This is a genomic window from Actinorugispora endophytica, assembly GCF_004363075.1.
Classification (GTDB): domain Bacteria; phylum Actinomycetota; class Actinomycetes; order Streptosporangiales; family Streptosporangiaceae; genus Actinorugispora; species Actinorugispora endophytica.
In genome coordinates this window covers 87,766-100,360 of sequence record NZ_SNYN01000011.1, presented here as the reverse complement: position 1 = coordinate 100,360, position 12,595 = coordinate 87,766, and the positions used below count along the sequence as shown (strand labels likewise).

The 12,595-nt window shown below is 69.1% G+C and carries 7 protein-coding genes; all 7 read left to right on the top strand.

Going from position 1 to position 12,595, the window contains the following annotated elements; genetic code table 11:
- Nucleotides 1-53 precede the first annotated feature (53 nt).
- Nucleotides 54-584, top strand: a complete 531-nt coding sequence (gene rplJ / locus EV190_RS14850; RefSeq protein ID WP_133742151.1) for a 50S ribosomal protein L10 — start codon at nucleotides 54-56, stop codon at nucleotides 582-584.
- A 141-nt stretch (nucleotides 585-725) separates the two neighbouring features.
- The gene (rplL, locus tag EV190_RS14845; RefSeq protein ID WP_133742150.1) at nucleotides 726-1,109 is read left to right on the top strand and encodes a 50S ribosomal protein L7/L12; all 384 of its coding nucleotides are present in this window, start codon (nucleotides 726-728) and stop codon (nucleotides 1,107-1,109) included.
- Between the two features lie 142 nt (nucleotides 1,110-1,251).
- A complete protein-coding gene (locus tag EV190_RS14840) occupies nucleotides 1,252-1,455 on the top strand; it encodes a DUF6290 family protein (protein ID WP_208113178.1) in 204 nt (67 codons plus the stop codon).
- Complete coding sequence (locus tag EV190_RS14835) at nucleotides 1,452-1,826, top strand: type II toxin-antitoxin system death-on-curing family toxin (protein WP_133742149.1); 375 nt, start codon at nucleotides 1,452-1,454, stop codon at nucleotides 1,824-1,826. The genes EV190_RS14840 and EV190_RS14835 overlap by 4 nt, the downstream gene beginning before the upstream one ends.
- A 420-nt stretch (nucleotides 1,827-2,246) precedes the next feature.
- A complete protein-coding gene (rpoB, locus tag EV190_RS14830; RefSeq protein WP_133742148.1) occupies nucleotides 2,247-5,714 on the top strand; it encodes a DNA-directed RNA polymerase subunit beta in 3,468 nt (1,155 codons plus the stop codon).
- A 31-nt stretch (nucleotides 5,715-5,745) separates the two neighbouring features.
- On the top strand, nucleotides 5,746-9,621 hold the full coding sequence (locus EV190_RS14825) for a DNA-directed RNA polymerase subunit beta' (protein ID WP_133742147.1): 3,876 nt from the start codon (nucleotides 5,746-5,748) through the stop codon (nucleotides 9,619-9,621).
- 158 nt (nucleotides 9,622-9,779) lie between these two features.
- Nucleotides 9,780-12,506, top strand: a complete 2,727-nt coding sequence (locus tag EV190_RS14820; RefSeq protein ID WP_133742146.1) for a hypothetical protein — start codon at nucleotides 9,780-9,782, stop codon at nucleotides 12,504-12,506.
- The last annotated feature ends 89 nt before the right edge of the window (nucleotides 12,507-12,595 follow it).

Sequence of the window (12,595 nt, the reverse complement as noted above, 5' to 3'; positions counted from 1 at the left end):
CCGTCCACCCGGACAGGGATCCTTAACCGGTGTTCACTGTTGGAAGGAGTCCCATGGCGAGGCCGGATAAGGCAGCCGCGGTCGCCGAGCTCAAGGAAGAATTCCAGAGCTCGAACGGCGCCGTGCTGACCGAATACCGTGGGCTCACTGTCGCGCAGGTCACCGAACTGCGCCGCAGCCTCGGCCAGAACGCGCGTTTCCGCGTGGTGAAGAACACGCTGACCAAGATCGCGGCCACCGAGGCCGGTCTGGACGAGCAGGTCCTCGACCTGTTCGAGGGTCCCTCCGCCATCGCCTTCGTCAAGGGCGACGTCGTCGAGGCCGCCAAGGGTCTGCGTGACTTCTCCAAGGCGAACACGCCGCTGGTGATCAAGGGCGGTGTCATCGACGGTAAGCCGATGAGCCCCGAGGAGATCACCAAGCTGGCCGATCTCGAGTCCCGCGAGGTGCTCCTCTCGAAGCTTGCCGGTGCCCTCAAGGGCAAGCAGGGTCAGGCCGCTGCCCTGTTCCAGGCGCTGCCGTCCAAGGCCGTGCGCCTTGCCCAGGCCCTGGCGGACAAGCGAGCGGAGTCCGAGCAGAGCTAGAGCCTCCGGCGGCCCCGGGCCGTCGGATCCTCCGAAGCCTCTGCACCACGAATACCCGGTCGGCGCGGCACGCGTCGGCGTTGAAGGCTCGGTGCCGCGTCAACGGACGCGCGCACCGGTAGAGAAAGAGAGATCGCAATCATGGCGAAGCTCAGCAACGAAGAGCTGCTCGGCGCGTTCGAAGAGATGACCCTGCTCGAGCTCTCCGAGTTCGTCAAGCTGTTCGAGGACAAGTTCGACGTCACCGCCGCCGCTCCGGCCGCCGTCGTCGCCGCCCCGGGTGGCGCCGCCGCCGCTCCCGAGGCCGAGGAGAAGGACGAGTTCGACGTCGTCCTCGAGGCCGCCGGCGACAAGAAGATCCAGGTCATCAAGGAGGTCCGCAGCCTCACGAGCCTGGGCCTGAAGGAAGCCAAGGACCTGGTCGACAACGCCCCCAAGCCGCTGCTGGAGGGTGTCAACAAGGAGACCGCGGAGAAGGCCAAGGCCACCCTCGAGGGTGCCGGCGCCACCGTGACCCTGAAGTAGTCCTCTCGGACCGCGCGAAGGCGGCCGCTCCCCTCGGGGAGCGGCCGCCTTCTGCTTTCCCGTCCACAGGCCGGAGAATTCCGGTGCGCTCTCCCGAACTCGGTGGTATCAATCTGGTACCACGTTTCCTATAGTCGGGGGTATGGCGATGACATTGCGGCTGACCGACGACGAGACCGAGGCTCTGCGCAGGCAGGCCGAGAACGAAGGGCGCAGCATGCAGCAGGTGGTCAGAGCCGCCCTCGAGGAGTACCTCGCCCGTCACGGCGACGACGAGTTCACGCTGGAGCTGGCCAGGGAGGAAGCCGCGCGCTTCTCCGAGGTTCTGCGCAGACTCGGCGAATGAGCGTCCGGTACGTCACGTTGGAGCAGGCGCTGCAGATCGCGGCGATCGCCTGCGGGGCGCCGCCCCAGGTCCGCGACCTCGGCCTGGTCGATTCCGCGGTCCACCGGCCCCGGGCGCAGATGTTCGGCGAGGAGGCCTACCCCGGCCTCTTCGAGAAGGCGGCGGCCCTCCTCCAGTCCCTGGCGGTGAACCATCCCCTGGTCGACGGGAACAAGCGCACCGCCTGGCTCGTGATGACGGTGTTCCTGCGCAAGAACGGCGTGCGGATCGGGCCGACGGACGACCAGGCCTACGACTTCGTCATCGCGGTGTGCACGGGGGAGCTGTCCGGGGTCGAGGAGATCTCGAAGGTTCTCAAGGGCTGGGTCTGAGTGACGGGTGCCGCAGGACGAGGGTTCACGGTCAGTACCGTGAACCCTCGGTTCTTCCCCCATGTCGGCTGGCTCACACCTGTGGGGCCCTGTGTGTCCTCTCACGGTGCCGGAACCGGCCTGATTCCCTCCTCCGGGGTTGACGGATTCGCCGGTTGGGGCGATGCTGCGTGGTGTCTTGAGTGATTACGGGGCATGCTGTTGGACAGCGGTGTAGTATTCGGCTACACTGCCCTTTTGCGCTGCCCTTTGACGTTTCCTCATTCGGAGCCCGTGCGCGGCCGCCGATTTCTTCACTGATTGGCCCGACCCACACGTTCTCCCAAGCCGTCGACCCACCCCTGTCCGGTGGTTCCTCGGCTGCTGGATCGTCCGGCGTGCGCGCGCATCAACCGCCACAAGCCTTCGGAAGGACCCCTGTTGGCAGCCTCGCGCATCGCCTCCGCTAACGCCCTTGGTCCGAACCGCGTTTCCTTCGCCCGTATTCAGGAACCACTCGAGGTCCCGAACCTCCTCGCCCTGCAGACCGAGTCCTTCGACTGGCTGCTGGGCAACGAGAAGTGGCGTGCCCGAGTCGAAGCGGCTCGGAACGCCGGCCGCAAGGACGTTCCGGAGCAGTCCGGCCTCGAAGAGATCTTCGAGGAGATCAGTCCTATCGAGGACTTCTCGGGCACGATGTCGTTGTCGTTCCGCGACCACCGCTTCGAGCCGCCCAAGTACTCCGAAGAGGAGTGCAAGGACAAGGACATGACCTACTCCGCCCCGATGTTCGTCACGGCGGAGTTCATCAACAACGACACTGGTGAGATCAAGAGCCAGACGGTGTTCATGGGCGACTTCCCGCTCATGACCGTCAAGGGCACGTTCATCATCAACGGCACCGAGCGTGTCGTCGTGTCCCAGCTTGTCCGCTCCCCGGGCGTGTACTTCGACCGCCAGGTCGACAAGACCTCGGACAAGGACCTCTACGGCTGCAAGGTCATCCCGTCGCGGGGAGCCTGGCTGGAGTTCGAGGTCGACAAGCGCGACTTCGTCGGCGTCCGCATCGACCGCAAGCGCAAGCAGGGCGTCACCGTCCTGCTCAAGGCGCTGGGGTGGACCACCGACCAGATCCTGGAGCGGTTCGGCCAGTACGAGTCCATCCGCAACACGCTGGAGAAGGACCCGACCGCGGGTACCGATGACGCGCTGCTGGACATCTACCGCAAGCTCCGCCCGGGCGAGCCGCCCACGAAGGAGTCCGCGCAGACGCTGCTGGAGAACCTCTACTTCAACCCCAAGCGCTACGACCTCGCCAAGGTCGGCCGCTACAAGATCAACAAGAAGCTGGGGCTCCAGGCGGAGTTCACGCAGGGCACGCTGACCGAAGAGGACATCGTCGCCACGGTGGACTACATCGTCCGCCTGCACGCCGGCGAGGACATGCTGGAGCGCCCCAACGGCACGTTCCCGATCGAGGTCGACGACATCGACCACTTCGGGAACCGCCGCCTGCGCACCGTCGGCGAGCTCATCCAGAACCAGGTCCGCCTGGGCCTGGCCCGCATGGAGCGCGTCGTGCGCGAGCGCATGACCACCCAGGACGTCGAGGCGATCACGCCGCAGACCCTGATCAACATCCGGCCGGTCGTCGCCTCCATCAAGGAGTTCTTCGGCACCAGCCAGCTGTCCCAGTTCATGGACCAGACCAACCCGCTGGCCGGGCTGACCCACAAGCGCCGCCTGTCGGCGCTGGGCCCGGGCGGTCTGTCCCGTGAGCGGGCGGGCTTCGAGGTGCGCGACGTGCACCCGTCGCACTACGGCCGCATGTGCCCGATCGAGACCCCCGAAGGCCCGAACATCGGTCTGATCGGCTCGCTCGCCGCCTACGGCCGGGTCAACTCCTTCGGCTTCGTCGAGACGCCCTACCGCAAGATCGTCGACGGCGCGCTGACCGACGAGATCTCCTACCTCACCGCGGACGAGGAGGACCGGTACGTCATCGCGCAGGCGAACACGCCGGTCGCCCCCGACGGCTCCTTCGCCGAGTCGCGCGTGCTGGTCCGCCGGAAGGGCGAGGAGTTCGAGGCGGTCGCCGCGAGCGAGGTCGACTACATGGACATCTCGCCGCGCCAGATGGTCTCGGTCGCCACGGCCATGATCCCGTTCCTGGAGCACGACGACGCCAACCGCGCGCTCATGGGCTCCAACATGCAGCGCCAGTCGGTCCCGCTGCTGCGCGCGGAGGCCCCGTTCGTGGGAACGGGCATGGAGTACCGCGCGGCCACCGACGCCGGCGACGTGATCCTGGCCGAGAAGGCCGGTGTCGTCGAGGACGTCACCGCCGACTACGTCACGGTCATGGCCGACGACGGGACCCGCAAGACCTACCGGGTCGGCAAGTTCAAGCGCACCAACCAGGGCACCAGCTTCAACCAGCGGCCGATCGTCGAAGAGGGCCAGCGGGTCGAGGAGCGCCAGGTCCTGGCCGACGGCCCCTGCACCGACAACGGTGAGATGTCGCTGGGCAAGAACCTCCTCGTGGCCTACATGTCGTGGGAGGGCCACAACTACGAGGACGCCATCATCCTCTCCCAGCGCATCGTCCAGGACGACGTCCTCTCCTCGATCCACATCGAGGAGCACGAGGTCGACGCCCGCGACACCAAGCTGGGACCCGAGGAGATCACCCGCGAGATCCCCAACGTCAGCGAGGAGGTCCTCGCGGACCTCGACGACCGCGGCATCATCCGGATCGGCGCCGAGGTCGTCGACGGCGACATCCTGGTCGGAAAGGTCACGCCCAAGGGCGAGACCGAGCTGACCCCCGAGGAGCGCCTGCTCCGCGCGATCTTCGGCGAGAAGGCGCGCGAGGTCCGCGACACCTCCCTGAAGGTGCCGCACGGCGAGTCCGGCAAGGTCATCGGCGTGCGCGTGTTCAGCCGCGAGGAGGGCGACGAGCTTCCCCCCGGCGTGAACGAGCTGGTCCGCGTGTACGTGGCCCAGAAGCGCAAGATCACCGACGGCGACAAGCTCGCCGGCCGCCACGGCAACAAGGGCGTCATCTCCAAGATCCTCCCGCAGGAGGACATGCCGTTCCTGGAGGACGGGACCCCGGTCGACATCGTGCTGAACCCGCTGGGCGTGCCCGGCCGCATGAACGTCGGCCAGATCCTGGAGATCCACCTGGGATGGCTGGCCAAGAACGGCTGGAAGGTCGAGGGAGACGACGCCGACTGGAAGCAGTCGCTGCGTTCCATCGGAGCGGACCAGGCCCCGCCGAACTCCAGGGTCGCCACCCCGGTCTTCGACGGTGTGCGCGAGGACGAGATCGGCGGCCTGCTGGCCTCCGTCCGGCCCGACGCCGACGGCGACGTCCTGGTCAACCAGCACGGCAAGGCGCGGCTGTTCGACGGCCGCACCGGTGAGCCCTTCAAGGAGCCGATCGCGGTCGGCTACACCTACTTCCTGAAGCTGCACCACCTGGTGGACGACAAGATCCACGCCCGCTCCACCGGACCGTACTCGATGATCACCCAGCAGCCGCTGGGCGGCAAGGCGCAGTTCGGTGGCCAGCGCTTCGGTGAGATGGAGGTGTGGGCGCTCGAGGCGTACGGCGCCGCCTACGCCCTCCAGGAACTGCTCACCATCAAGTCCGACGACGTCACCGGCCGGGTCAAGGTCTACGAGGCGATCGTCAAGGGCGAGAACATTCCCGAGCCCGGCATCCCCGAGTCCTTCAAGGTGCTCATCAAGGAGATGCAGTCGCTCTGCCTGAACGTGGAGGTGCTCTCCAGTGACGGTATGTCGATCGAGATGCGCGACAGCGATGAGGATGTTTTCCGTGCGGCGGAAGAACTGGGTATCGACCTTGGTCGGCGCGAGCCGAGCAGTGTCGAAGAGGTCTGATTCCGCGATCCAAGAGCAGGGGACGAACTAAGTGCTCGACGTCAACTTCTTCGACGAGCTGCGAATTGGCCTCGCCACCGCTGACGACATCCGCCAGTGGTCGCACGGTGAGGTCAAGAAGCCGGAGACCATCAACTACCGGACCCTCAAGCCGGAAAAGGACGGGCTCTTCTGCGAGAAGATCTTCGGTCCGACCCGGGACTGGGAGTGCTACTGCGGTAAGTACAAGCGGGTCCGCTTCAAGGGCATCATCTGCGAGCGCTGCGGCGTCGAGGTCACCCGGGCCAAGGTCCGGCGCGAGCGGATGGGCCACATCGAGCTGGCCGCGCCCGTGACCCACATCTGGTACTTCAAGGGCGTGCCCAGCCGCCTGGGGTACCTGCTCGACCTGGCCCCGAAGGATCTCGAGAAGATCATCTACTTCGCGGCCTACATGGTCACCTGGGTGGACACCGAAGCCCGTGAGCGCGACCTCCAGTCCCTGGAGGCGCGGATCTCGGTCGAGCGGCAGCACCTGGAGCAGCGGCGCGACTCCACCGTGGAGGAGCGTCACCGCAAGCTCGAGACCGACCTGGCCGAGCTCGAGGAGCAGGGCGCCAAGGGCGACGCCCGCCGCAAGGTGCGCGAGGGCGCCGAGCGCGAGATGCGCCAGATCCGTGACCGCGCCCAGCGCGAGATCGACCGCCTGGACGAGGTCTGGAACCGCTTCAAGAACCTCAAGGTCCAGGACCTCGAGGGCGACGAGCTGCTCTACCGCGACATGCGGGACCGCTTCGGGAAGTACTTCCGCGGCGGCATGGGCGCCCAGGCCATCCAGGAGCGCCTCGCCAACTTCGACCTCGACGCCGAGGCCGAGAAGCTGCGCGAGACCATCCGCAGCGGCAAGGGCCAGAAGAAGGCCCGCGCCCTCAAGCGCCTCAAGGTCGTCTCGGCGTTCCTGAACACCCGCAACAGCCCCAACGGCATGGTGCTGGACTGCGTCCCGGTGATCCCGCCGGACCTGCGTCCGATGGTCCAGCTCGACGGTGGCCGCTTCGCCACCTCGGACCTGAACGACCTGTACCGCCGCGTCATCAACCGGAACAACCGGCTCAAGCGTCTGCTCGACCTCGGCGCGCCCGAGATCATCGTGAACAACGAGAAGCGGATGCTCCAGGAGGCCGTCGACGCGCTGTTCGACAACGGCCGCCGCGGCCGCCCGGTCACCGGACCCGGCAACCGCCCGCTCAAGTCGCTGTCGGACATGCTCAAGGGCAAGCAGGGCCGGTTCCGCCAGAACCTGCTCGGCAAGCGCGTGGACTACTCCGGCCGCTCGGTCATCGTCGTCGGCCCGCAGCTGAAGCTGCACCAGTGCGGTCTGCCCAAGCAGATGGCGCTGGAGCTGTTCAAGCCGTTCGTGATGAAGCGCCTGGTCGACCTGAACCACGCGCAGAACATCAAGAGCGCCAAGCGCATGGTCGAGCGTTCCCGGCCCGTGGTGTGGGACGTCCTCGAAGAGGTCATCACCGAGCACCCGGTGCTGCTCAACCGCGCTCCGACCCTGCACCGCCTGGGCATCCAGGCGTTCGAGCCGCAGCTGGTCGAGGGCAAGGCCATCCAGATCCACCCGCTCGTGTGCACCGCGTTCAACGCGGACTTCGACGGCGACCAGATGGCCGTGCACCTGCCCCTGTCGGCGGAGGCCCAGGCCGAGGCGCGCATCCTCATGCTCGCCACGAACAACATCCTGAAGCCGTCCGACGGCAAGCCGGTCACCATGCCCACCCAGGACATGATCATCGGCCTCTACTACCTGACCACCCTCAAGGAGGGGGGCCGGGGAGAGGGGCGCGCGTTCCGCACGCCCGCGGAGGCGATCATGGCCTACGACCTCGGCGACCTCGACATCCAGTCGAAGATCAGGCTGCGCATCGAGGGCGACGCCCCGCCGCCCGTCGACTGGGTGGCTCCCGAGGGCCACGTGCCGGGCGAGCCGTACCGGCTGGAGACCACGCTCGGCCGGTACCTGTTCAACGAGACCACCCCGCTGGACTACCCGTACGTGAACCAGCAGATGGGCAAGAAGCAGCTGTCCGTCCTGGTGACCGAGCTCGCGGAGAAGTACCCCAAGGTGCAGGTCGCCACCACGCTGGACGCCCTCAAGGACGCCGGGTACCACTGGGCCACCCGCTCGGGCCTGACCATCGGCATCGGCGACGTCGTCGCCCCGCCGAACAAGCAGCGGATCCTGGACACCTACGAGAAGCAGGCGGACAAGATCCAGCGGGAGTACGACCGCGGTCTGATCACCAACGACGAGCGTCGTCAGGAGCTGACCGAGATCTGGACCAAGGCGACCAACGAGGTCGCCGCGGACATGGAGGGCAACTTCCCCGCCGAGAACCCGGTGTGGATGATGGTCAACTCCGGCGCCCGCGGTAACCCCATGCAGGTCCGCCAGATCGCCGGTATCCGCGGCCTGGTCTCCAACACCAAGGGCGAGACGATTCCGCGCCCGATCAAGTCCTCCTACCGCGAGGGCCTGTCCGTGCTGGAGTACTTCATCTCCACGCACGGCCAGCGGAAGGGCCTGGCGGACACCGCGCTGCGCACCGCCGACTCCGGGTACCTCACCCGGCGCCTGGTGGACGTGGCCCAGGACGTCATCGTCCGCGAGATCGACTGCGGCACCGACCGGTCCCTGTGGCACGAGATCGGCGAGACGCGGCCCGACGGCAGCGTCGTGCGCAAGCACAACGTCGAGAACACCGGCTTCGGCCGGACCCTGGCCGAGGACGTCGTCGTCGACGGCAAGGTCGTCGCGCCCGCGCTGGCCGACACGACCGAGGTCGTCATCGACAGCCTGGTCGCGGCGGGCATCACCCGGATCCGGGTGCGCAGCTCGCTCGTCTGCGAGGCCAAGGTCGGCGTGTGCACCACGTGCTACGGTCGTTCCCTGGCCACCGGCAAGCCGGTCGACGTCGGCGAGGCCATCGGCATCATCGCGGCGCAGTCCATCGGTGAGCCCGGCACCCAGCTGACCATGCGGACCTTCCACATGGGCGGTTCGGCGGGCCAGGACATCACCCACGGTCTGCCGCGTGTCCAGGAGCTCTTCGAGGCCCGTATCCCCAAGGGTGTGGCCCCGATCAGCGAGGTCGAGGGCCGGATCCGGCTCGACGAGACCGAGAAGAGCCGTAAGATCGTCCTGATCCCGGACGACGGCTCCGACGAGATCGCCTACCCGGTTCCCATGCGGGCGCGCCTGCTGGTGCGCGAGGGCGACCACGTCGCCGTCGGCCAGCAGCTGATCCAGGGTGCCATCAACCCGCACGAGGTCCTGCGGATCCAGGGCCCGCGCGCGGTGCAGCAGCACCTTGTGTCGGAGGTCCAGGAGGTCTACAAGTCGCAGGGTGTCTCGATCCACGACAAGCACATCGAGATCATCGTGCGGCAGATGCTCAAGCGCGTGAACATCCTGGAGTCCGGCGACACCAAGCTGCTGCCGGGCGAAATGGTGGAGCGCCCCAAGTTCGAGGCGATGAACCGTCAGGTGGTGGCCGAAGGCGGCCAGCCCGCGTCGGCCCGCCCCGTTCTGCTCGGCATCACCAAGGCCTCCCTGGCCACGGAGTCCTGGCTGTCCGCCGCCTCCTTCCAGGAGACCACCCGGGTCCTCACCGAGAACGCCATCCACGGCAAGAGCGACCCGCTGCTCGGTCTCAAGGAGAACGTCATCATCGGTAAGCTCATCCCGGCCGGTACCGGCATGCCGCAGTACCGGAACATCCGGGTGGAGCCCACGGAAGAGGCCAAAGCCTCGATGTACTCGGTTTCCTCCTACGAGGAGCCCAGCGAGTACACCTTCGGGCAGGGATCGGGCGAGGCCGTCCCGCTGGAGGAATACGATTTCGGGCCCTACAACAGGTGACCTGAAAAGACAACCGGTGATTCTGGTTGGTTGATCCGGCGACGGCGGTAGTCCACCTCGAAACGGGTGGTACTACCGCCGTTCGTCTTTGCCGGTTGCCATACTCGTGAGGGGGAGAATCTGTTGAGCGCGCAGGCGCGGTCGGGAGATCGAACACAGTGACCGAAAACGGGGGAGGGCCGGACCGGCCGCCGTACGGAGGACAGGAGCGCTCTCGGGAAGAGGCGGGCTCCTGGTTCAAGCCGAGCGGCGACCGCAACCGGACGCAGGCGGACTACCGAGATCCGTACGAGGACCGGCAGGAGGGCACGGACGACCTGACCCGCGAGGATTCCGGGGACTACCACAGCCTGTCGTCGAGTCCGACGTACCCGAACACCGGCAGCTACCCGGGCTTCGACGGGTACCGCGGAGGAGCCCCGGAGATGGCAGAACCGTACCCGGCGGCGCTGGGAGACCTCGGCGCGCCCGAGGCCGCGCCGTCCGCGCCGGCGTCGGACGGCTATCCCTTCGACCTGCCGCCGCGCGACACCGGCGGCCCCTACGGCGCGGAGCGGACCGGAGACGCCGCGCCCGACCCGCTGACCCCGGTCGGGGGCGGCGACGACGATGAGCGGCTCTCAGGATCCCCCTACGACCTGTCCTCGGGCTCCTACCGCCCCGAGGAGCTGTACGCCCCGGCCGCGGACGACCCGGGCGTGTCCTTCGCGCAGGGAGCCACCTACCGGCTCGACCCGCCGGCGGTCGACGCCCCGGCCGTGGCGGAGCCCGCCGAGCCGGGCTACGACTTCGACGCGCCTCTGACCTACGAGCCCAAGTCGCCGCACCTGTCGGACTCCGGACCACAGGCCTCCACCGGGTACGGGGCCGACGCCCCGGCCGCCCGCGAGCCGGAGTGGACGGCCCCGGCGGAGGGCGGGAGCGCCGCGTACGACTTCGACGCGCCCCTGTCCTACGGCTCCGAGTCGTCCGCTGCCCCGGACCGCCCGTCGGACCAGGGAGCGCGGTCGGCCGACTCCTACGAGTGGCCGGGCGCTCCCGCGGCCGAGACCGGGGGGACGGAGCCCTCCACAGGGCTCGGAGAGCCCTACACGCCGTCGGCGGACGGCCTCGACGCGCCGTCCACCGGCGCGGGCGCGACCGGGACCGAGGAGGACGGTCCGCGGCGCCAGGACCCCATGAGCGTCTACCGGATCCCCAGCGGCGGGAACCCGGCGTCCTCGCTCGGCGCGGACCTGTCGGTCCCGCCCTACAAGCTGTCGCCCAGCGGCGGCTACCCGGGGTGGGGCGGCGGCCGTGAGGAGGCGGGCTCCGCCCCTGCCGGGTACGACACCCCCGGCGGCCTCGGCGAGCCCGCGGCCGGGAGCGAACCGGAGCCGGGCGCCGCGACCGCCGGACTCGGTGGTTCGCTGGGCACCGGAAGCGGTGACACCTGGGCGTTCAGCCGGGACGATCCGCGACTTCCGGACAGCGTGCGCGAAGTCGCCGAACGGGCGACGCAGCGGCGCGCCGAGGAGCGGACCGCCTCCTCGGATCCCCTCCTCGGCGGGGCGTCCCCAGAGCCGGAGTGGGCCGCGGAGACACCCGCCGCGCCCGCCGACCGCTGGGACGGGGCCTCGGGGTACACCGGGGCGCCGGAGCGCTCCGAGGACGTCGACTCCTGGCTGAGGAAGGACGAGGCCCCGGCCGAGCCCGCTCCGCCGGCCGTCGGGGACCCCCTGCTGGCGATCGCCAACGAGCAGGCCCAGGCGCGCGCGCAGGAGGAGACCGCCCAGGACGGGGCGGACGACTGGCGTGAGGACGGCGGGTACGACGGAGCCGGCGAGGGGACCCTGGCCATGCCCGTCCTCGGAGCCGACCCGGGCGGGCAGGCGCCCCGTGACGAACCCGGGTACGACTTCGGCACCCCGTCGTACCCGGACCGGACCGCCGAAGGCGGCCGTGTGGACGACTCGGGCTACGACGAGCTCGGCTACCCGGTCGACCGGGGTCCGAGCGCCGCGCGGCCGGACCGCGACGCGGGGTTCGCTTACGACGAGCTGGGCTACGACGACCGCACCGGGTACGACCGGGGCGCGGACGGGCAGGGTCGCGACGAGCGGCCGGGGACGGACGCGGGGGCCGGCTACGACGAGCTGGGCTACGACGACCGCGGTCCGGCCGGGCGCCCCTACGGCGGCCTCGACCCCGTCGAGGACCCCGACCCGCGGACCGGCGTCGGCTTCGCGGACGAGCCGGGGTACGCCGATCCCCCCGTCCGCGGGGAGCCCTACGACGATCTGGACCGGGACGACCGCGAGGACCGCGGCGAGCCCCGGTTCGAGTCGGGGGAGGAGACCCTGGCCGTTCCGTCGCAGGGGGACGAGCGCCCCGGGTACGGACCGGGCGCCGCCTCGTACGACACCTCCTACGACGACGAGGTCTTCGCCGAGGACGACGCCGCGCGAGGCCGGGAGCGGCCCGCGGGCTCCGACGACTACGACGACGACGTCGACGACCGGTACTACCCGGAGCCGCTTCCGGACAACCGGGCCCGGTCCCGGAGGATGGACAAGATCTCCAAGGAGTTCCCCGGCTTCAGCGGTCCGCTCGGCGGCGACCCCGACTCCGACTACCCGGGGTACGACAACATCGACGTGTGGCCCGAGACCGAGGGGCTGGCCACCGCCACCGTCTGGCTCGGCGGCGCCTCGCTGATCCCGGGGCTCGGCCTGGTCCTCGCGGTGGTCGCGTTGGTGCTGGGGCCCAAGGCGAGGAGGAACATCCGGGAATCGCGGGGCGGCCTCGAAGGCGAGCAGCTGGTCAAGGCCGGCACGGTGCTGGCCTACGTCGGAATCGTGGTGAGCGTGGCCACACTGGTCGGCTACTTCCTGTTCTGGGGCTGACCGCCTCCGGGGTCTCCCCGGCCGCGGGCCCGCAGGGGCGCGCCCCCCGGATCGCTCCGGGGGGCGCGCCCCTCGGACGTTCCGGGCGG